This window comes from Marinobacter sp. MMG032 (assembly GCF_040112695.1).
Classification (GTDB): Bacteria; Pseudomonadota; Gammaproteobacteria; order Pseudomonadales; family Oleiphilaceae; genus Marinobacter; species Marinobacter salsuginis.
The window spans coordinates 3827525-3847434 of record NZ_CP157802.1 but is presented as its reverse complement, the minus strand read 5'-3'; the positions used below and the strand labels follow the sequence as shown (position 1 = coordinate 3847434).

The following is a 19910-nucleotide window of genomic DNA, read 5'->3' as shown; positions in this document are numbered from 1 at the left end:
GCTCCGTTATCAGATCGGCATGTTCATAATGTCTTCGTAGGCCCGAACCACCCGGTTACGTACCTGGGTCAGCGCTTCGAAGGAGACAGAGGATTTCTGGGCGGCGATCATCACGCGGGTGATGTCGACATTCGGATCGCCCATGTCGTACGCGGTTCTTAGATCCCCCGCGGTTTTCTGGAGGTCGTTCACGGTGTTCACGGCATTGCTCAGCATGTCATTAAAACTGGGCGTTTCCTGGGTTTCCTGAACCTGGCGGGGACCGTCTATCCGGCCACGAACCGATTGATCCTGTTCGATTCGCTGGTTCTGCATCATCTGGGAACGCAGGGACCGGATATCGGACAAAACACTGTTGATGTCGGCACGCTGAACCATAACTCTCTCCTGGCTCCGCCCTCCCCGGGACGGATTTGCTCTTGGGGTGCTGTTACATCCATCTAAGCAATTGGCAGGCCAAATAACTTTCTATATTTAATATCAAATACTTATGAAGCACATCCGTGATACAGGAGAAATCACTGACGGACTTTTGACGACAGATAAAAAAATGGCACCCTTAGGGGTGCCAATGAAGGAGTTCGTCTTGCAGGGGGTCAGACCAAGGCCATTTCGGCATCCAGATCGATACCGGCGTCGCGCATCTGGGCCAATTTGTACCTCAGCGTCCTGGGACTGATGCCCAGCTGCTCGGCGGCCCGGTTGCGACGTCCACGCTCTTTCCGAAGTGTCTGGATAATAATACGGAATTCCTGCTGCCTCAGATCATCTCCGAGCGAAACCGCGCCTTCCGGCTCTCCAGCCTGCCCATGAGGCGGCTGATTGATGGCAGAAACGGCGGGCTCTGACATCTCCGCGTCAACCGCCGGGTTGGCGACAGGTTCAGGATACGAAACCGGCTCCAGGCTGCGAAGGTCCGGTCGCCCGGTAATGCCCAGCTCCAGACACAGGTCCCCGGCGTGAATAACATTGCCCTGGTGCAGCACCAGGGCTCGCTGGATTGCGTTGTCCAGCTCCCGGACATTCCCAGGCCACTGATGATTCATAAGCGCGCTCTTTGCGTCCTGGGCGAAGGCAATTCCTGTCAGCTTCATTTTTCGGCAGTGCTTTTTAAGCAGTGACGTGGCGAGCGGCATGATATCCAGCGGACGCTCCCTGAGCGGCTGCCAGTGCATCGGGAAAACCGTCAGGCGGTAATAGAGATCCTCCCTGAACTTGCCTTCGCGCACGTAATCCGCGAGATCCCGGTTGGTGGTCGCCACCACCCGGACATCGAGACTGATGGTCTTGCGACCACCAACCCGCTCCACTTCGCGCTCCTGCAGAACCCGCAACAGCTTGGACTGAAGCCCCAGATCCATCTCAGAAATTTCGTCCAGAAGGATGGTGCCACCGTTGGCCTGCTCGAATTTACCGGGCGAAGAGGCAACAGCCCCGGTAAAGGCACCTTTCTCATGGCCAAACAGAATGGCTTCCAGCATGTTCTCGGGGATAGCGGCACAGTTTATGGCCACGAAGGGCTGATCCGCCCGTGGGGACTGCTGATGGATATACCGGGCGAGCACTTCCTTGCCAGTTCCACTTTCCCCGGAGATCATGACGGTCGAGTCGCTGCCGGCCACTTTGGTCGCCAGCTGGAACATGCGCTTGCTGATCGGATCCTCGGCCACCGGCTCATCGCTGGCTTTTTCGCGGCCGCCACCCACAATTTTACTGACAGCGTCGACCAGGAACCGTGGCTCGAAGGGCTTCACAAGGTAATCGATAGCGCCGGCCTGCATGGCCGAGACCGCATCGCTGATCTGGCCATAGGCCGTGATCAGCATCATTGGCAAGCCCGGATACAGCCGCTGGACCTCGGACAGCAACTCATGCCCAGACAGGCCCGGCATATTGACATCGCTGACCACCATATCAACCGGGGACTCTGCCAGTCGCTGAAGTGCCTCGTTGGCATTTGACGCTTCCCGCACCCGGAATTTTGCCAGTTCAAGGGTGGTTACCAGCGCTTCCCGCAGGTCATGGTCGTCCTCAACAATCAGAATCTGGGCCTTTGCCATGGTTGCCTCCGATCAGTTTCTGTTACGTAATTGCGGTAGTCGCAAAGTAGCGATGGCGCCGCCCTGCTCCGGCGATTCAATGGAGAACCGCCCCTGATGCGCCTTGATAACGGCTTGCACAACCGCAAGGCCAAGCCCCGTGCCATGGGACTTGGTCGTGTAAAAGGCTTCTGTTAACCGGGCGGCATCCGAGTGCTCGAACCCCGGTCCGTTATCCACGACGCGAATGACCAGCTCGCCGGTTTCCTCGGTTACCCGAACAGCAACATGGGTCGCTCCGGCCTCAAGACTGTTGTTCACAAGATTGGTGCAGGCGCCGACGAGGGCATCCCGATTACACATGAGACGGCAGTCGCCGGAAATTTCGTTCTCGAGAGCCACTTCTGCGCCGGGATCCGGCTTCAGCCCTTCCACTGCGGACGCCAGAGCCGAGACCAGCTTTCCGGCAGACAGCTCCTCTGCCAGCCGGGTTTCGCCCCGGGCGAATATGAGCATATCCCGCACCTGCTGCTCCAGGTGAGTCAGTCGAGACATCAGACGCGAAGCGCAGCGTTGACGCATTTCTTCATCGAGGTCGTCCTGGCTCAGGTGGCCACCATAGAGAATTGCCGCAGACAGAGGCGTACGGATCTGGTGTGCAAGGGATGCCACCATCTTGCCCATGGCAGACAGCCGCTGGGCGTGTGCCAGCTGCGCCTGGAGATGTCGGGTTTCAGTGAGGTCGGTCAGAAGGATCAGCTGGCCGGGCTGGTTTTCCATGGTCCGGATCTCAATGCTGACCCTGCGACCATCTTTCAGGGAGACTTCGTGGCCATCGTCCCGCCGGGGGGCAAAACAGCGATGGATGACATCCACCCACCGGGTGCCGTCCAGGGGTTCCCCGAGAAGCGCAATGGCGGCGGGATTGGTCTGCGTCACCACGCCCTGGCTGTCCAGCACCACCACGCCCGCAGGCAGTGCGTTCAACAAGGTCGACAGACGGTCTGCCAATCGCTCTTTCTCCTCCAACTCCTGCTGACGCTGGAGCGATTCCTGGTTCAACTCGCCGGAAAGCTGGTTCACCCGGGACTCAAGGGTTCGGTAGGAGTCGGTAATCTGTCGCGACATACGGTTGAACAGCTCGAGGGCGGAATCCACCGCCGCGTCGTCCTGCTCCGGGAACAGGGCCGTAACCTTGTCGTTTACATCCGCCGCCGCGTTGGCTTTCGCGCTGCCTGCGCCGGACTGAAGAACAAACTGTGCCTGACTCATAACCTGACTCCCCGATCGGTCCGTCGGATCGGACCTCCTGATTCGGATACTTCGTTTACAGGTCACTAAGCCAGCACCGTGCCAACTTAATTTTTCTTTTATATATCAGAAGGAAAGAGAATCCAGAAAGAGGCGAATGACAATTTTACGTCGGTCAAAAACAGAAACGGCGCCTCAGGTTACGAACCTTTGACGCCGTCTCAAAAACTCGAAAATGCGAACTATCCAGTTCACGAATCCTCGGATTCCTCTTCTCTCAGCCCGTACTTACGCACCTTCTCTACCAGTGTGGTTCGACGAATACGCAGCTTTTCGGCAGCCCTGGCCACGACACCGCCAGCCTCGTCGAGCGCCTGCTGGATCAACTGTTTCTCGAGGTTCGAGAGGTAATCCTTCAGATCGATGCCGTTCACCGGCAGCAACGCAGGGGCATCCAGCCCGACCAGTCCCGGAATACCGGAAGGCATGCCGGTGTCCTCGACCGGACGGTTCTCATCGTAGTCATCCACGTAGCGGAACTTCTTGGGCAACTCCTGTACGCCGATCACACCGTACGGGTGCATGATCGAGAGGCGTTCGACGAGATTGGCCAGTTCACGCACGTTGCCAGGCCAGTCGTGGCGGCAAAGACTCATGATTGCGGCCGAATTCATCCTCAGCGAGCCGCGCTTCTCTTTTTCCATCCGGGAAATAAGCTCGTTGATCAGCAAGGGAATGTCTTCCACCCGATCACGCAAAGCAGGCATCTCAATGGGAAATACATTCAGGCGGTAATAGAGATCTTCCCGGAAATCCCCGGACTCGATCATGTCTTCCAGATGCTTGTGGGTTGCAGCAATCACACGGACATCGGCCGATTGGGTCCGGTTACTACCCACCCGTTCGAAGGTACGCTCCTGCAGAACCCGAAGAATCTTGACCTGCATATTGAGTGGCATGTCGCCGATCTCATCCAGAAACAGGGTACCGCCCTCAGCCATTTCGAAACGCCCTACCCGGGCTGTGATAGCACCGGTAAAGGCGCCCTTCTCATGGCCAAAAAGTTCGCTTTCCAGCAGTTCGGCAGGGATGGCGCCACAATTTACTGGTACAAAGGGCTTATCCCGTCGCGAAGAATGATAGTGCAGGTTTCGGGCAACCACCTCCTTGCCAGTACCGGATTCGCCGGTGATCAGAACGCTGACGTCCTTATCGGCCACCTGTTCCATTAACTGACGGACCTGCTGGACCTTGCGACTGGTTCCCACGAGGCTACGGAAGAGTTGAAGACCGCGCTGCTGGCCCCGCTCCCGGGATCGACTGAACTGATCGCGGAAGACCTGGGCGCGGTAGAGCGAATCAACAAACTTGGTGTAATTCAGCGGCCACTCCATGCGGGCAATAATGCGAGCGCCGGCATCTTCGGAAAGGCCTGAGAGTTCGGGGTGTCCAACCAGCAGCAACGGAACGCCCTTAACCGCATTGCAGACTGTGGTGATGGTCTCGGTGACTCCGGCATCTTCGCCATTTACCACCGCGACCGCGATGTCCGAAAGGCTTTCCTCGTCGCCACTACTCAAAAGTGCCCTGGCTTCATCGCCTGCAAGGACCTGTTCCTCGCCGATGAACTCAAGAATGGTGACCATGTCCCGCAGTCTTGAATCATCCTCGCTCAGCACCAGCACTTTGTTATTTTTAGACATTCAACCGAATCTCTTGGGGGATTTGTGCGGTATTTAAGACTGTAAGGGCGGCAGAGTCAATTTTATGACGCTATTTCGGTCGATTTGAAGAAACGTTCTGATAGGCCTTCGCTGCGCTGCGATTACGGTTAACACCTTTGAGGCCGTCCTCCGCTTCCTTGCGGGCAATACGCGCGGATTCGTCCGCGGCGTCAATAAACTGCTGCAATTCCTGCAAGCGGAGCCGCACCGGCTCCGCCTCGATCTCACCCGCTTCCAGGGCAGCCATCAGCGGCTCGACTGCCGGCTTCACCTTCTCGTTAAGACTGGCCATCGCTTCCCAGTCTTTATCTGCCAAAGCGCGACCAAGCCTGGCCATCAACTGGTCGAGATGATCAAGGTGCGCTTGCGGGTCTGCCATATCGGCCTCCTTGGTGATCAACGGCGAGCGGCTCTACGGGCAGCGGAAGCAGTAAATTCATTACCCCGGAACCCCGGGCTGAAATCGTACGCCGGGAAGCCATCATCCAGCCCATCAATGTAGTAACGCTCCGCCTTCAGGTCGTAGGTCATCTCCATGGTAGTCCAGAATACGGGCTCACTGTAATAGCTGATATTATGGGCCTCCGACACTCGCCACAGGTTCCCTTCCGCATCGTACTCCTCGGATGCCAGAATCTGCCAGCTGTCTTCGTCCACGTAGAACACGCGGCGATCGTAGATGTGATTGATCCCGGTCCTGCGTTTCGCCTCAACCACCCAGACCCGGTGCAGCTCATAGCGGGTCAGTGCCTGATTGATGTGGCCCGGACGAATCACATCATCGGCCTCCACCTGCGGCCCGTGTAGCTTGTAGGCATTGTAGGGTACGAACAGCTCCCGCTTGCCTTTCAATTCCCAGTCGTACTGATTGGGTGCGCCGTTGTACATATCTTTCTGGTCAACCGAACGCAGTGACGATGAGTTCGGCAAGTCCGTCTCATAGGCCAGGTTTGGGGACCTGCGAAGGCGGCGCGAGCCGGAGTCATACCGCCAGGCCAGCCTTGGCGAGCGCACCTGATCCAGGGTTTCGTGGACCAGCGTGATGGTGCCGGCCAGTGAAGAGGGGGCAATGGTGTCCGTCTTCAGGTAGAAAATCTTGTTATCGATTTCCGCCAGTTCCGCCCCTTTCTGACTATAGGCAAAGAAATAGTCGTAATCGTTTACCACCGGATTGTACGAACCGTCCCTCTGGGGCGTTGCGGACGCACTACGCAGGGAAATCTCTTCGCCCCGATAGCGAAGAATGTGGTTCCAGATGACCTCCAGACCGTCTTTGGGGATCGGGAATGGGCTGGTCATAATGGTGTCTCGAACACCGTTACCGTTGTCCAGCAACTGCGCTGTCAGGGCATTCTCACGAAACTTGTCGTAAACGTGCTCGGGAAACGCTGCCGTTCGGCGAGTCTGATAGACCGGCATGAAATAGTCCGGCCCGTACTTGTCCAGCATGGCGATATGGCCATCGGAAAGCTTGTCGCGGTAGAGATGGACATTATCGGCGGTTATGACGAAGAGGGCCTCGTCTTCGGGAAAGGGATCAATTTCAACCTGCCCCTCGCGCCAGCCGTCCGGGGGCGTTGCAAGACCACCGGTCCACTCGGGTATGCTGCCTGACCTGTTGCCGGCCCGTTCGGCTCCAACCGGAGTGAGATCATCACCCAGCCGCTGCGCTTCGGCGGTCGTGACTTTGGACAGAGCCTGTCCGGAAAAACCGAGAAAAACCAGGGCGACACCTGCAACGATGTGGCTTCGCATCCCTTACACCTCCAGAAGTTCATGCTGTTGGGCAGCCGCAACGATCAGAACTCGCACAGCCGGGCGCCTTTTTGCCAAATTCAAACGGTCGTTTCAAGTGAATGTTTGTATTTTATTGTGAAACCTCCCCTGGCAGACAGTTGAAGAAATTTGCCGCCAAAAATGGTATGCTGTCGCATTAATTTTCCGGGGTTGCACCCGCGCTGGGGGATTGAAGGTATTCCATGGCCTCGCAATGGCACTCGCAGGTTTCGCAAAAACTCTTTCTCGCCCGCACTCTGCTGGGGCAACTGGATCGACCAACAGTCGAGGGCGTAGGCCATCCCCCCAATGAAGCTGAACAGGCTTTGCGCCGGGAAGCCGCGATCCAGGGGGCGATCGAGTTACTTCTCAGATCCCGGAAATTATTGCTGGTGATGATTGCCAGGTTGTACCAGAAAAAATCAGAAGAGCCTGCCACTCTGGATGAACTGGCCTCGCTGATCGGACCGGAACCGAATGAAATAAGTCGGCTCAGAGACCTGGAACAGCGCTCAGGCAGCTGGTGGAACCATCTGGAACAACTGGAACGCTCTCAGAGCCGACCGCCAGCAACCAAAAAAACCGTGAGCGCGGAGAACATTATTGCGGTAGCCGCCGACACCGGCCCGGATCGCTCCGCGGCGGCCTTGCTGAAAACACTGAATGCCGTCAAACACTTTGCCGACGATCTGGAAGACCAGCACAGCGAGTGGTGAACCACTCCAATTGCCGGTTACACTGATCTGATTAACTTGAAGGTTTACTGAATGTCACCATCGTTTTTTGAAATTGTGCAACTGACCAACGGCGATTACGCCCTGCGCCGCATTGACGATGACAGTGCGCCACTGGTGAAGATCTCATTCTCGGAGGAAGCCCGGGAAATGATGGAAGACCGTGATATGTCTGTTGCTAAAGCAATGATCGCCGCAGGTATCGAGGCGGTCGGAAATGTTGCCCACGATATCGACTGGGAAGACGACGAACTGGACGCTTCAGACGCCCAGCCCTCCTACACTCTCCACTGAGTCATTAACGCTGCCTGAGAACGACCCCATGGCTGTTGCCTTCGGCAGAGGCTTTTTGCAGGGACTCAAAGGCAGCGCGGCCCAGTTTACGGGTCCACATGACCACAGCATGGCAGGTGCCTGCACTGAGGGCTCGCTCGGCCAGTTCCTGCGCGGAATAATCCGACGTTGAACGAAGCACTAGCAACTCACCAGCCACGATCCCATGCATTTTCTGCCACTTGCTGACCAATGCCTGAGGCGGATCAATCCAGGCCAGCCAGCGCTTTTCCTGGTTCAGCTGCGTCAGCATGGGCAACAGCAACTGAAAGTTTTCCACCTGGCCTTCCGGCAAGATGATTTCCGTCACATTGCCAGAGACCTTAGTCTCGTTGGATTCCGGAGAACGTCGGGCACGAATGACAGAACGTCGCTCGCGGGCGGCGGTTGCCGGCACTGAACAGGACAGAGCATTGGGATTGTAAGCCAGATTCTGATTAAAGCTCATTTGTTCCATAATTCACCCGTTTTCCAATCTATCTGAGGTTATCCGTACTGATCAGTGCAGATCAGAGCGTCGGATAACACCCACACCCAGGCCTTCGATGAACAATTCCTGCTCGGTAAGGTCTACTTCAATGGGTGCGAATTCTTCGTTCTCGGCAATCAGGTAGACTTTCGAGCCTTCCTTGCGGAAACGCTTTACCGTAACCTCATCGCCGACCCGGGCAACGACCACCTGGCCGTTGTGAACATCCTGGGTGCTGTGCACTGCCAGCAAATCGCCATCAAGAATGCCGATATCTTTCATACTCATGCCCCGGACCCGCAGTAGATAATCTGCCGAGGGCGAGAAGAACTCGGGCTGGAGCGTGCAGTGATCCTCAACGTGCTCCTGGGCCAGGATCGGACTACCAGCGGCAACCTGCCCGATCACCGGCAGCCCAAGATCCTCCTCTGCCTCTGGCAGCCGGATACCGCGGCTGGCCCCTGGCACCATCTCAATGGCCCCCTTCCGAGCCAGCGCACGAAGATGCTCCTCTGCAGCATTGGCCGAACGAAAACCCAGTTCAGCTGCGATTTCAGCACGAGTTGGCGGATAGCCGGTCTCATCGACGTAGCGGCGTATGATATCCAGTACCTGTGACTGCCTTGCTGTGAGTTTCATCAAGCTACTCCGTTGTATCGGGGTCGGTGCCAGTATCCGCAGTCCGGGAATGCCTGCTCCGGATAGCCTGGTTCAGGCGCCCTGTTTTTTTATACAGTAAACTGACTATATACAGTGTTTTATCCAGTGTAAAGTCAGGCCCGTGATTTTCTTGCATTGGGTTAACCATGATGATCAGCAGCGGTGTGATATGGTTAGTGTTCAAGCCCTCACAAGTCAGGAAGTAGCATGACGCAAGCCAGTAGTTGCAGGATGCCTGATATCCGAGAGACAAACGAAGGCCGGGAACGCCGCGTGGGTGTCGAGATCGAATTGTCTGGTCTGGGCTACGATGAACTGGTCACCCTGGCCGCAAGGCTTCTTGAAGGGACGGCGGTGCTCCAGTCACGCTACGTGACCAAGCTGGAGACCGCACTCGGCGAATTCACGGTGGAACTGGATTCCGACCCGATCAAGGACCTTGATCTGGCCGATGAACGCCTGCCTCAGTCGATCCGGGAACTGGGCGGCCAGGCGATGGATGTGATTGATGCTGCCGCAGAACGGGTTGTGCCCCTGGAAATCATCAGCCCACCCCTGCCTTTCTCCAGCCTGGAGACTATCGAATCTCTCGTTGAAGACCTCAGGAAAGCAGGCGCTCTGGGCAGCCGGGATGCCATCTATTTTGCCTTCGGCCTCCAGTTGAACCCGGAACTGCCCGATCTCAGCCCGGAAACAATGGTTCGATACTTCCAGGCGTTCGCGGCGCTTTACGACTGGCTCAAAGACCGGCATCAACTGGATGTCAGCCGCAAATTCACCACCTATATCGAACCCTGGCATGGGCGCTATACCGAGCTTTTGATGGAAGACGACTACCAGCCCAACCTCGGTGAGCTGATGGAGGACTACCTGGAGTTCAACCCAACCAGGAACCGGGCGCTTGACCTGCTGCCTCTGTTTGCTCACCTGGACAGTGAGCGTCTTGAGCGCCATGTTCACGATCCGCGGATCAAGAGCCGGCCAACCCTGCACTACCGGCTGCCGGATTGCGACATCGATAATCCGGATTGGCATTTTTCTACCGTGTGGAACGATTGGGTGGTACTGGAGCAATTGGCCAACAACCCGGACGACCTGGCGGACATGCGGCGGCTGTTCCGGGAGCGACGGAAGCTCAACCTGCATAACCTGACCCACAGCTGGCAGGAAACCACCGACGACTGGTTGGCCAAGAACGGGTATGTCTGAGCCGTTTCCCGAACAGGAACTTGAGGTTCCCGGCCTGACCATTGGCATCAGTGGTCCTGCTCGCAAAAGCCTGGCCCATCGCCTGATCAGCCTTGGATTGCGTCTTCACGGCGCTCGTACCCACTACATTCGTCCCGGGTCTCGGGTGGCCGTAGCCATGCTTGATGGTCTGGTGCTCTCCGGCGGCACCCATGTCCATCCTGAGCGATATGGCCAGGAACCCCAGGTTACCGCAAACTATGATCGCAAACGGGATGCGACCGATCAGTCGCTGCTGGAGCAGGCCGAGGCCATTGGCATTCCCGTGCTGGGGATTTGCCGCGGCGCGCAGTTCATTAACGTTTTTCATGGCGGATCGTTGTGCCAGAACGTGACCCCGCTGAGGGTCAACACCCGGCATCGGCCTCTGCTGTTGCCCCTGCAAACGGTGCGACTGGTAACGCAAAGCCGGCTTGAACAAGCCATGCGCTCGCCTGTGATCGGCGCCAACCGCATTCACAGCCAGGCGATCAAACGCCTGGGCCAAAATCTGCGTGTAACCGCCGTGGATAATGATCTTTTTGTACAGGCCATTGAAAGCACGCAAGGTCAGTGGCTGACGGGCATCCAGTGGCATCCTGAATATCTGCTTTACCACGGTGGGCACCGGCGCATTTTTGGCCAGTTCGTGGAGGCCGCCCGCCGATTCAAACTGGCGCGCCTGGAACCGGATTCCGGCGAAGCCTGATCCATCAACGGTTGCCAAAGGAGGCAATGTCATGAACGGAAGGAACCCCAAGCTCCGTTTTAACCTGAAATCCCGTTTCCTTATTGCCCTGGCCCTCACAGTGCCAACCCTGGCCATGGCGGGCGAGGTGACGCTCACCGGTGAAGGCAGTGTCCGATACGAGCCGGACAGCGCCAGGCTTCAGTTTACTGCCAGTGCCGAGCACGAATTGCCGCAGAAGGCTACTGAACGTGTAGCTGCGCTGATGGAGCAATGGCGGGAAGGGATTGGCAAATACCGTGACCAACTCAACGACTATTCCGACGCCACCGTGAACCTGTACACCCGAACCTTGCCTGCACCCGAGCGGGATGAGGAGCCTCGTAAACAGGCCGTGGCTTCACAAACCATCAGCTTCAGCATAAGCGACCTTAACCTGCTCAACCCCCTCCTCCAGCAAGCCCAGTCTCTGGGCCTGGATTACCATCTGGGCCCACACCAGTTCTTCCACTCGGATGAGACCGGGATGGAGCAGGAAGCACTTGCCAGGGCAATCGCAGACGCGAAGGCCCGGTGCCAATTCGTGGCCAATCAGCTCGACCAGACCTGCGGCGATGTTGTCACCATCAACATCAATGGCGGGCACCGCCCGGTTCCGATGATGATGGCCGAGGCCAAATCCATGTCGGATACAGTCGCAAGCGTGGGGGAGCGGGAAATCCGCGCTTCCGTGAGCGCGACCTTCGAACTCGACTGAGTTCAGAAATCCCGCGTGTAGAAAATATCCAGGGAGGCCGCCAGACCACTGGCCGCCTCCAGGTAGAAGTATCTGCCCAAGTCGTAGCGCAATGCAACGGTCGTGATCGGCTCGAAAATGCCGACACCATAGCGAACACTCAGCTCATCCGTCAGGTAGCCGCTGGCCACCACCGACGTCTGATCGCCCGAGCCCTCTGCCTCAAGTGTCAGTTGGCGGATACCGAACTCCTCACCAATCTGCCCGGTTACCTTGCTGGCCTGGGTCAGCCCCAGCGAAAGCGCAGCCCGGCTCATCTGGCCTTCGTCGCCCTGGCTTTGGGGGGGCCTGCCAAGAATCACGTAGGACAAAGCTTCAGTCTGCGGCATATCGGGATTGGAGAACACCTCGGTCTCCGGTGATTGCACCGGCCCCGTCAGACGGATACCGGCAACCACGGTATCAACCCGCCGCACGGCTTCAATATCCAGATAGGGCTGAGCAAGATTGCCAACGAACAGGAGCCTGGCACGCCTGAGTTCGAGTTCCTGACCGTAGGCCTCATACTGGCCATTAACCAGCTGGAGTGTTCCCCGGGTATCCATATCGTTGGTGATCCTGAGGGACCCTTCGAGATCGCCTGTCACGCCGAAGGCCGAAAACGTCACCTGATCCTCACCCACCAGGACATTCACATCCATGTTCAGTGAGCGAACTACGGGTTCCTCCTTCTCAACACCTACGATGACTTCGTCTTCAGAAACCGACACGGCCTGCTCAGGCAGCCCCTTTATCTCGATGTCCCCTCTTGGGACTGCAACCTGCCCGGTGATTTCCAGGGTGCCTTCACGGAAAACCAGGGTCAGGTCCGGCTCCACCTCAACCTGGGCATAGGGCTCCACACTGAACGGTACGCGCTCCCCGGAAATCGTGATTTTCCCCCGCGGCGCCTGTTGCCAGTCGACCTCGCCATCCAGGATGGTCTGACTCCGGGCATTGCTCTGGATCCTGCCGCTGATCTGTGCCGAATAGCCCGAGAATTCAATAGTGGCAATCATCTCCTCAATGGGCAGCGGCAACCGGGGATCTGAAACCCGTCCAGCCACCAGATGCAATTCGCCGGTCACAGCCGGCTTCATCAACGGGCCCGAAAGCTGACCCTGGCCATTCACTTTCCCCGCCACCTCATCAAGCCCGGACAGCAATCCTGCAAGGGCGATATCAAGCCCTTCCAAATTGAACGAACCCTCGACGTTGCGATTTTCGGAGTTCGGGTCCAGCCCCATGTCCAGCTCAAACCTGCCCAATTGGGGGCCAGCCAGACGAACGGCGACATCGGCCTGTCGAGGTTTGAGGGTGACCTCGGTGGTAAAGGCATCATAGTCGAGGTCTTCCCACTCACCATCGACCAACAGCTGGAATTCGCCATCACCGGCATCAAGATACACGCGACCATCCGGCCCTTCCGCCGTGGTGGTAAAATCGATCTCGCCATTTAACCGCGCATTCCAGCGCACGGTTTCCGGAAACAAGGGCGCCAGAGCGAGCGTTGGGAACCGGCTGATTCGGTAGGCGATATCGGGAACCGGAAGCAATGTCTGATCGTCGGCGCAAACGGTGCTCTGTTGCCAACGCCAGCAATGGTTGCCAAAGGTCAGTTCACCGTTGGCACCATAGGCGAGGGTCGCTGGTGAATCCAACTGCCATCGCTGCGACTGTTCAGGAACATTTATCACCCCGGTTGATAGCTGCCCCTTCCAGGTTTTCCATTCGGAACCAGCACCACCCTCGAAAGCCAGTTCCAGGTCGGCTTCGGAATGCTCAGCCCTCAGGCTCACGGTGTGCTGCCCCTGAGTGCCATTCGCCTGGAGCGTGAGCGTTTCAAGCTCCTGACCGCCCCCACCTATATTTTCCGCTTGCAACTGGCTTGTGAGCCTCAGCCCGTCGTCCAGCTCGGCCTCAAGGCTCAGGGTTTCAATGGTCAGCTGGTCGCGCCAGGCAATGTTTTGGCCGCCCGCTCTCAACTCTCCCACCGGACGCTCCGGCGTTCCTTCAGCCATCAGGGTCGCTTCCAGATTGCCGGTCAGGCCGGGGAGTACGATCTCGGGCTCAGGCAGGCTCATGGCCAGATCGCCCCGCAACAGCTCTCCCCAGGTACCACTCCCTTCTACCCGGTTGGCACCGATCGCCAGACTCAGCCCAGACAACTCCCAGCTACCGGATGAGGTATCAAGGCGCCCTTCGAGGGATGCAGGATTGGAACGCCAGTCACCCTCGAGGTTCCAGGTGGCGTTCATGGCAGGAATGGGACCGTCCCCGAGCTGCCCTTCGGTGGTGACATCGCCACTCAGGCTGGCTTCAAGAACCGGCACCCAGTATCCCGGATTGAAATTCTGAAGGGCCAGGGCTGCCTGCCAGGACAGCGGGCCGGCAAAGTTGACCGATCCGTTTCCGGTCAGCGACCCGGCGCCAGTGCTGATTCTCAGATCGGTCAGCTTGGTTTGCTCGTTGTCACCATCCACCGTGGTAGACAGATCAGCACGGCCCTGAGGGCCGTCAACGCCTGCTTCAAGCTCCGCATGGTAGCTTCCCTCTCGCCAGGACACCGTACCATCGAGCGACTGGAGCGTAACCGCCGGCTCTTCAAGGCCCGGGACCAGGGTGTACCAGGGAAACCCGCGCAAGCGGACATCGGCACTGGCCTCCAAGACCTCACTCCAGGCCACACGTCCGTTGGCCACCACCGTATTCCGTTCACTGCCATTTGAGCTATCCGTGGCCAGTTCAATACGGATGCCCTGAGCCGCCTGTGTGGTCACAAGGCCCTCAAGCGCCAGCTGCACCGGCCCGGTTGTGCCGGGCAGTCGTGCTCGCCCCTGTGCACGGAACCCCTTCTGCAGACTGCCACGGGCCTCCACAGACCAGTCGTTGAGCACCAGGGTCTCCGGCAGCGCCTCAGCTGCCCGGAACTGGTCCGAGGTTATCCTGAGTCTTGCTGGCAGGCTGGGATCGAGCGGCGCGACCTGCCCCGAGAGTTTGGCATTCAGATAGCCGCGACTCGTGGCTGCCACCATCAGATCCCGCACGCTGCCAGAGAGTGTTGCATCCAGCGTCCACTGGTCACCGTAGGGAGGTGGAACCTCGGCCCTGACCTCAAGATTGACGGGCCAGTCCCGTCGGGTTTCTATCCGTCCGTTGGCAGAAACCGTGTAATCACCCAACCGATACCAGGCGCGATCGATGGTCCAGTCAGCACCCGATCCGCCCGCGTCCAGCTCAAGCCGGTCCCAGACCCTGTTGCCATTGAAGGTGAAAGGGCCCATCCGGACGCCGCTGACATTCAGCGCCAGAGGCAAGTCGAGCCCTGGCAGCGTTATTGCACCGCCATCCCCGGATTTATCCGCCGGGGGCAATTGGGTAACCGCAAGAGAGTCTGCTTTCAGACCGTCAACACACAGCTGTTTCCTGAAGAGGCAGGAGGGTGACCAGTCCACGAAAGGCGATTCAACAATAACCTCTACCCCATAACCTCGCCATTGCAGACGATCAGCCTCCCACTGGCCAAACAATGAGCCACGGTCGTTTTCGACCTGTAGCCCCGGCACCTGTTCAATGACCCACGCGGTCCCGGTCTCGGAACGCAAGGCCAGCAGGACCGCTGTCAGCAACAAGATGGGAGCGAGGATCAACACCCCGAGACATACAATCAGCCAGAAGCGAAGCCGGTGTGAGCGGGCCGGCTGGTCCTGTTGGTTGTCTTCGTGTCTGTCCGGTGTCTGCGTCAAAGCTCGGGCCCCATGGAAAAGTGAATCCGCCACTCCCCGCCAAATTCGCGATCCAGCCCTTTGGCAACGTCGAACCGCAACGGGCCCACCGGGCTGATCCAACGAACGCCAATGCCGACGCCGGTTGCCAGGGGGTCGTTCAGATCGTTGATGGCATTGCCATGATCGACGAACACCGCAGCCCGCCATTGGTCGGCAAACTGGTACTGATACTCACCGCTGCCCACCATCAAAAAACGGCCGCCCACCGGCACACCATTTTCGTTTTCAGGCGAGAGTGTTTCATAACCATAGCCCCGGACGCTTTGATCGCCACCGGCAAAAAAACGGAGGGACGGCGGCACATCCGAGAACCGGTTTGTGGCAACGGCTCCTGCCTGAAACCGGCCGACAAATCGCTGCTTACCAGCTAAGGTAAACAAGCCCTTAACCAGCGCATTCACGTGCAGGATATCCACATCCGAGAGCACAGCCCGATGCGAGCCGGTAACATCAAACTGCAAACGATAGCCGCGGGAAGGGTCCAGGGGCGAATCCGCGTGAATCTTGGAGTAGCCTGCGCCCGGGAGCAGAAGCGTGCTCGTGCCCTTCTCGTCGTTGCCGATATTGAACCGTTCGCCCTCCCAACGTAGTGAGAGTACCTGGAGCCAGCCATTATCCAGCTGATGCTGCCACTGCTGGCCTAAGGTCAGAAGTTCCGATTCAACATTCTCGATATCCTCCCGCTGATATCCGGCCGTCAGACGGATCAGATCCGTCATGGGCGGGTCCAGAGGCAGTTCGTACCAGGTACTCAGATTCTGACGTGGCACCGAAAGCTCTGTCTCCGCACCCCGCTTGTGCCCCATGGGATTGATCCAGTGCTCTCGCCATGTGCCGCGGAACCGCGGACCCACGTCGGTCGAGAAACCGACGCCGGCCGATACCGAGCGTGCTTCGCGCCGAGTCAGTCCTACGCTAACGGGAATGACACCATTTTCGGCTTCTTGCGGTGAAATATTGATGTCGACATTGCTGAAATAGCCGCTGTTAAGCAGATCCTTGTTCAGCCGCGCAATCTCGTCGGCATGATAGGGGGTCCCCGGTTCAAAGGTGACGAAATCCCGCAGAAGCTCGATCTCGAACCAATGTCCCTCCTCGAAAGTGACCTCTCCCAGCTGATATCGCTGACCACTCTCATAAATGAGCGTGATTTCGGCGCTGCGCCTCGCCGGATCCACCTCCAGGGTGCGAGTGACAAACCTGCCGTCGAAATACCCCCTGCGCCGGGCACGGGTCTGGATGGTGTCTCTCAGGTTGGCGTAGTCGCCGTGATTGAGAATATCGCCCTCTGCCGGATGTGGCGGCAGATCAGAGGTAAGCCTTGCATCAGCCGCAGCCTCGCCCCGTATCTCCACGATCCGGGAGCTGACTCTCACCGGCTCACCGGGGGTAATGGACAGGGTGAGCGTCGCCGTTGTGCCCGAGTCGCCCTCTTCTATCCGCCAGTCAATCAGGGGCCTGTAATAACCCAAGGCACGCAGGGCTTCCCGGGCCTGATTGACAGCCGTTGGGGCATATCGCCTCAGATTGCCGGCGCTTCGGCCTTCAACCTCACCAATGAAAGCCTCAGCGTTGGATTTGAGCTCTGGATAGTCACCTTCCACGTTAACAACCACCTGTTGAGCAGAAACCCACGACGGCAGCCAGCAGAGCAGCAGGATCAGAAGCCGGACCCGGCCCGAATTCACGACTTGGTAGATTGATAGCATCCGGCTATTTCAGTGTTGGTGGTAACAAGAAGGATTTACGTTAAAGCGTGGGAGTTTAATGGCAGACGGTCAAGTTAATCCATGGTTGACCCTCAGGCACGCGTCAGGCGGCGCCAGGGCAAGTCGTTTGTGGCTTCGAAATAAGCTAACCTGTCAGATACTTAGCAACAGACCGGACCCAGGCGAATGCTGAAAATAAATCGAGAAAACCTGAAATCCAGTCACCAGCTTATCTGGTTCATCATTGATTTCCTGATGCTGGGGCTGCTGATCATCAACCTTGCCTTCATTATCTGGGACTCGATCTACAACTTTGTCGCGGTTCAGAATCTCCTGAAAGAACACGCCCCCGCTATTCAGTCCGCCTACCATCCCATTCATGAACGCTTCATCTTTTACGATCTGATCTTTGTCAGCATCTTCCTGACCGAGTTCTTTGTTCGGTGGGGTTATGCCATAAAGGCCAAGGTGTATGACCGCTGGTACTTCTACCCCTTCATCCACTGGTATGACCTGGTGGGCTGTATTCCCGTAGGAAGCCTGCGTTTCCTGCGTATTCTGCGGGTGATCTCGATCATCTATCGCCTGCACCAGTACAAGATCATCGATATCACCAACACCAAGATCTACCGGTTCGTAAATTTTTATTATGAAGCCTTTATGGAAGAGCTCTCGGACCGCATTGTGCTCAAGGTTCTGAGCGGCGTGCAGCAGGAGGTCAGACGCGGCTCACCGCTATTCGACAAGATCCAGGAGGACATTCTCTACCCCCGGAGGGACATGCTCTCAGACTGGATTTCCAAGCGCGTTGCTGAGGCAGCCCAGGAGGGCTACGTACCCAATCGCGGCGCTCTGCGCAGCTATCTGGAGGACCGAGTCGATAACGCCCTGAAGCAGAATCTTGAACTGTCGCGGCTGAAATACCTGCCGGTGGTCGGCCCCACCATTCAAGAGACCCTGGAAGAGGCCGTGGGAGACATCGTTGCCAACGTTATCCACCAGATTCTGGAAGACCTGGCCTCGGCTTCCAATCACGCCTTTATTGAAGACATCGTGAACGTGTTCCTGCCGACACCCGGCGAAGTGAGAGCCGACGAAACCCAGAACGAAGCACTGATCAATCTGATTATCGAGATCATTGATGCGATCAAGGGGCAGGTTAAAGTGAAACACTGGCGGTCCGAGTTGCCTTGACGAACCGGCGAGATTTTCCAGAAACCAACAACAAAGAGAACATCCATGGATGCATCGCACTTGCCACTGCACTACCAATCCGCCCATGACCTTTTGGCGCAGCTGGAGGCGGGCAGTCTGACCAGCGAAGCCCTCACTGCAGCTCTTCTGGACCAGATCCGGAAGCACAATCCGGCCATCAATGCCGTTGTGACCCTGGATGAACAGCGGGCACTCGCAAACGCCCGTCAGGCCGATGAACAACGGGCAGCTAACGCGGTGAAAGGCCCTCTCCATGGACTGCCGCTTACCCTCAAGGACACCTGGGAAGTGGCTGGTATGACTTGCACCGCAGGCGCGCTGGCCCTTAGAAACCACAACCCGGAATACCACGCTGATGTTGTGCAGAAGCTGGAAGACGCCGGCGCCATTATTCTGGGCAAGACCAATGTCCCCATCTACGCCACGGACCTCCAGAGCTACAACAAGCTGTTCGGGGTCACCAACAACCCCCACAACCCAGCTCACACTCCGGGGGGCTCCTCGGGCGGCGCAGCGGCTGCTCTGGCCGCTGGCATGACGCCGCTCGAAGTGGGCAGCGACCTGGCCGGCTCCATTCGCACACCGGCCCATTTTTGTGGTGTGTTCGGCCACAAGCCAACCCGCTCCCTGGTCTCGTTTCGGGGCCACATTCCCGGACCGCCCGGCACCCAATCCCGGCCCGACCTGGCCGAGGGCGGCCCAATGGCGCGCAGCGCCCGGGATCTGGAGCTTTTGCTAAAAGTCATTGCTGGGCCACGGCCAGCCGAAGAGCGAAGCTGGGCGCTTCACATGGCACCGTCAGTGCTCCAGAGACTCGACCAGGCGCGCGTCGGCTTTTGGCTTGAAGACCCACTGTGCCCGGTAGAGCAGGAACTCACCGAAGGCTATCAGGCCCTGGAAAAATCACTGGCAGAGCGGGGCGCACTCGTCACCGAAGTGAAGCATCCATTACTGAGCCTTGAGCATATCCTGCCCGCTTACTTCAACCTGCTCGGCACTCTGCTCAGTACCTCCCTGAAACCTGCGCAGCGCCGGCAAATGAAATGGATCGCGCGACTCGAACCCTGGCTCAAATTCCTGGGCCCGATGACACCATTTATTGGTGAATACGGTAGGGGCGTGAACCAGCCCGTTTACCAGTGGATGGCCTGGAGCGAAATGCGGGAGAAAATGCGCGCCGAAATCGAATCCCTGTTTCAGGAAGTGGACGTTCTGCTGACGCCGGTCACACCAACCACCGCCATCCGGCATGACCACTCCCACCCTGTCTTCAAACGCCGAATCACCGTCGCCGGCCAGCCACGGGCCTACATGGACCAGTTCTGCTGGATCGCCTTCGCCACTCTGCTGGGGCTGCCCGCCACCTCCGTGCCCATTGGCCGAACCCAAGAAGGCCTGCCTTTCAATGTTCAGGTAATCGGTGCACCGGGGATGGATCTGACTACGATCGGGTTTGCGGGACTGCTGGAAGACGCGGGACTGGCGGGATTTGTCCAGCCAGAGGGATTCTGAAAATGCGGAA

At 57.9% G+C, this 19910-nt stretch carries 17 protein-coding genes; 7 read left to right on the top strand and 10 right to left on the bottom strand.

Translation table 11 applies throughout. From position 1 onward, the window contains the following. Window positions 1-9: 9 nt before the first annotated feature. From fliE to ABNF92_RS17645, 6 genes are all read right to left on the bottom strand, one after another. Window positions 10-378, bottom strand: a complete 369-nt coding sequence (fliE, locus tag ABNF92_RS17670) for a flagellar hook-basal body complex protein FliE (RefSeq protein WP_069183179.1) — start codon at window positions 376-378, stop codon at window positions 10-12. Between the two features lie 218 nt (window positions 379-596). Next, window positions 597-2060 carry a sigma-54 dependent transcriptional regulator gene (locus tag ABNF92_RS17665; protein ID WP_153633621.1) on the bottom strand — a complete coding sequence of 488 codons (1464 nt, stop codon included), beginning with the start codon at window positions 2058-2060 and terminating at the stop codon, window positions 597-599. A gap of 12 nt (window positions 2061-2072) precedes the next feature. Then, window positions 2073-3311, bottom strand: coding sequence for an ATP-binding protein (locus ABNF92_RS17660; protein WP_349342894.1), 1239 nt, complete (start codon window positions 3309-3311; stop codon window positions 2073-2075). Window positions 3312-3541: 230 nt separating this feature from the next. Further along, window positions 3542-4993 carry a sigma-54 dependent transcriptional regulator gene (locus tag ABNF92_RS17655; protein ID WP_349342893.1) on the bottom strand — a complete coding sequence of 484 codons (1452 nt, stop codon included), beginning with the start codon at window positions 4991-4993 and terminating at the stop codon, window positions 3542-3544. A gap of 70 nt (window positions 4994-5063) precedes the next feature. Continuing rightward, window positions 5064-5393 carry an SOS cell division inhibitor gene (locus ABNF92_RS17650; protein ID WP_153633624.1) on the bottom strand — a complete coding sequence of 110 codons (330 nt, stop codon included), beginning with the start codon at window positions 5391-5393 and terminating at the stop codon, window positions 5064-5066. Between the two features lie 17 nt (window positions 5394-5410). Beyond that, window positions 5411-6769, bottom strand: a complete 1359-nt coding sequence (locus ABNF92_RS17645; protein ID WP_349342892.1) for a DUF1329 domain-containing protein — start codon at window positions 6767-6769, stop codon at window positions 5411-5413. A 224-nt stretch (window positions 6770-6993) separates the two neighbouring features. On the opposite strand from ABNF92_RS17645, the gene ABNF92_RS17640 reads away from it, so the two are divergent. Both ABNF92_RS17640 and ABNF92_RS17635 read left to right on the top strand, forming a co-directional pair. Next, window positions 6994-7506 carry a DUF6586 family protein gene (locus ABNF92_RS17640; protein WP_069183173.1) on the top strand — a complete coding sequence of 171 codons (513 nt, stop codon included), beginning with the start codon at window positions 6994-6996 and terminating at the stop codon, window positions 7504-7506. Between the two features lie 51 nt (window positions 7507-7557). Beyond that, window positions 7558-7818: a hypothetical protein gene (locus tag ABNF92_RS17635; protein ID WP_008177453.1), complete on the top strand. Its 261-nt coding sequence runs from the start codon at window positions 7558-7560 to the stop codon at window positions 7816-7818. A gap of 4 nt (window positions 7819-7822) precedes the next feature. Here the strand turns inward: ABNF92_RS17635 and ABNF92_RS17630 are convergent, their stop codons facing one another. After that, window positions 7823-8314: a SulA-like leucine-rich domain-containing protein gene (locus tag ABNF92_RS17630; RefSeq protein WP_069183172.1), complete on the bottom strand. Its 492-nt coding sequence runs from the start codon at window positions 8312-8314 to the stop codon at window positions 7823-7825. A 42-nt stretch (window positions 8315-8356) separates the two neighbouring features. Then, window positions 8357-8968 (bottom strand): transcriptional repressor LexA, encoded by a 612-nt coding sequence (lexA, locus tag ABNF92_RS17625; protein ID WP_174805002.1) that lies wholly within the window; start codon window positions 8966-8968, stop codon window positions 8357-8359. A 225-nt stretch (window positions 8969-9193) separates the two neighbouring features. On the opposite strand from lexA, the gene ABNF92_RS17620 reads away from it, so the two are divergent. Genes ABNF92_RS17620 through ABNF92_RS17610 form a run of 3 tightly spaced genes read left to right on the top strand, consistent with a single transcriptional unit; the run spans window position 9194 to window position 11658 of the window. Beyond that, complete coding sequence (locus tag ABNF92_RS17620) at window positions 9194-10195, top strand: amidoligase family protein (protein WP_349342891.1); 1002 nt, start codon at window positions 9194-9196, stop codon at window positions 10193-10195. After that, on the top strand, window positions 10188-10922 hold the full coding sequence (locus ABNF92_RS17615) for a type 1 glutamine amidotransferase (RefSeq protein ID WP_349342890.1): 735 nt from the start codon (window positions 10188-10190) through the stop codon (window positions 10920-10922). The genes ABNF92_RS17620 and ABNF92_RS17615 overlap by 8 nt, the downstream gene beginning before the upstream one ends. A 31-nt stretch (window positions 10923-10953) precedes the next feature. Further along, window positions 10954-11658: an SIMPL domain-containing protein gene (locus ABNF92_RS17610; RefSeq protein WP_349342889.1), complete on the top strand. Its 705-nt coding sequence runs from the start codon at window positions 10954-10956 to the stop codon at window positions 11656-11658. A gap of 2 nt (window positions 11659-11660) precedes the next feature. Here the strand turns inward: ABNF92_RS17610 and ABNF92_RS17605 are convergent, their stop codons facing one another. Together ABNF92_RS17605 and ABNF92_RS17600 are read right to left on the bottom strand one after the other, a co-directional pair. Then, window positions 11661-15422: a translocation/assembly module TamB domain-containing protein gene (locus ABNF92_RS17605; RefSeq protein ID WP_349342888.1), complete on the bottom strand. Its 3762-nt coding sequence runs from the start codon at window positions 15420-15422 to the stop codon at window positions 11661-11663. Next, window positions 15419-17173 carry an autotransporter assembly complex family protein gene (locus ABNF92_RS17600; protein ID WP_349342887.1) on the bottom strand — a complete coding sequence of 585 codons (1755 nt, stop codon included), beginning with the start codon at window positions 17171-17173 and terminating at the stop codon, window positions 15419-15421. Before ABNF92_RS17600 ends, ABNF92_RS17605 begins: the two co-directional genes overlap by 4 nt. A gap of 186 nt (window positions 17174-17359) precedes the next feature. Here ABNF92_RS17600 and ABNF92_RS17595 point away from each other — a divergent pair, with 186 nt between their 5' ends. Beyond that, entirely contained in the window at window positions 17360-18367 is a 1008-nt protein-coding gene (locus ABNF92_RS17595) for a hypothetical protein (RefSeq protein WP_153633628.1), read from the top strand. A gap of 45 nt (window positions 18368-18412) precedes the next feature. Then, entirely contained in the window at window positions 18413-19900 is a 1488-nt protein-coding gene (locus tag ABNF92_RS17590) for an amidase family protein (RefSeq protein ID WP_349342886.1), read from the top strand. The last annotated feature ends 10 nt before the right edge of the window (window positions 19901-19910 follow it).

What these genes read in the sequence shown, in the direction of transcription:
- ABNF92_RS17645 (WP_349342892.1), bottom strand. Translation starts at nt 6,769, where the DNA reads ATGCGAAGCCACATCGTTGCAGGTGTCGCCCTGGTTTTTCTCGGTTTT.
- ABNF92_RS17635 (WP_008177453.1), top strand. Translation starts at nt 7,558, where the DNA reads ATGTCACCATCGTTTTTTGAAATTGTGCAACTGACCAACGGCGATTAC.
- ABNF92_RS17600 (WP_349342887.1), bottom strand. Translation starts at nt 17,173, where the DNA reads ATGCTATCAATCTACCAAGTCGTGAATTCGGGCCGGGTCCGGCTTCTG.
- ABNF92_RS17610 (WP_349342889.1), top strand. Translation starts at nt 10,954, where the DNA reads ATGAACGGAAGGAACCCCAAGCTCCGTTTTAACCTGAAATCCCGTTTC.
- fliE (WP_069183179.1), bottom strand. Translation starts at nt 378, where the DNA reads ATGGTTCAGCGTGCCGACATCAACAGTGTTTTGTCCGATATCCGGTCC.
- ABNF92_RS17665 (WP_153633621.1), bottom strand. Translation starts at nt 2,060, where the DNA reads ATGGCAAAGGCCCAGATTCTGATTGTTGAGGACGACCATGACCTGCGG.
- ABNF92_RS17655 (WP_349342893.1), bottom strand. Translation starts at nt 4,993, where the DNA reads ATGTCTAAAAATAACAAAGTGCTGGTGCTGAGCGAGGATGATTCAAGA.
- ABNF92_RS17630 (WP_069183172.1), bottom strand. Translation starts at nt 8,314, where the DNA reads ATGGAACAAATGAGCTTTAATCAGAATCTGGCTTACAATCCCAATGCT.
- ABNF92_RS17620 (WP_349342891.1), top strand. Translation starts at nt 9,194, where the DNA reads ATGACGCAAGCCAGTAGTTGCAGGATGCCTGATATCCGAGAGACAAAC.
- ABNF92_RS17640 (WP_069183173.1), top strand. Translation starts at nt 6,994, where the DNA reads ATGGCCTCGCAATGGCACTCGCAGGTTTCGCAAAAACTCTTTCTCGCC.
- ABNF92_RS17615 (WP_349342890.1), top strand. Translation starts at nt 10,188, where the DNA reads ATGTCTGAGCCGTTTCCCGAACAGGAACTTGAGGTTCCCGGCCTGACC.
- ABNF92_RS17660 (WP_349342894.1), bottom strand. Translation starts at nt 3,311, where the DNA reads ATGAGTCAGGCACAGTTTGTTCTTCAGTCCGGCGCAGGCAGCGCGAAA.
- ABNF92_RS17595 (WP_153633628.1), top strand. Translation starts at nt 17,360, where the DNA reads ATGCTGAAAATAAATCGAGAAAACCTGAAATCCAGTCACCAGCTTATC.
- ABNF92_RS17650 (WP_153633624.1), bottom strand. Translation starts at nt 5,393, where the DNA reads ATGGCAGACCCGCAAGCGCACCTTGATCATCTCGACCAGTTGATGGCC.
- ABNF92_RS17590 (WP_349342886.1), top strand. Translation starts at nt 18,413, where the DNA reads ATGGATGCATCGCACTTGCCACTGCACTACCAATCCGCCCATGACCTT.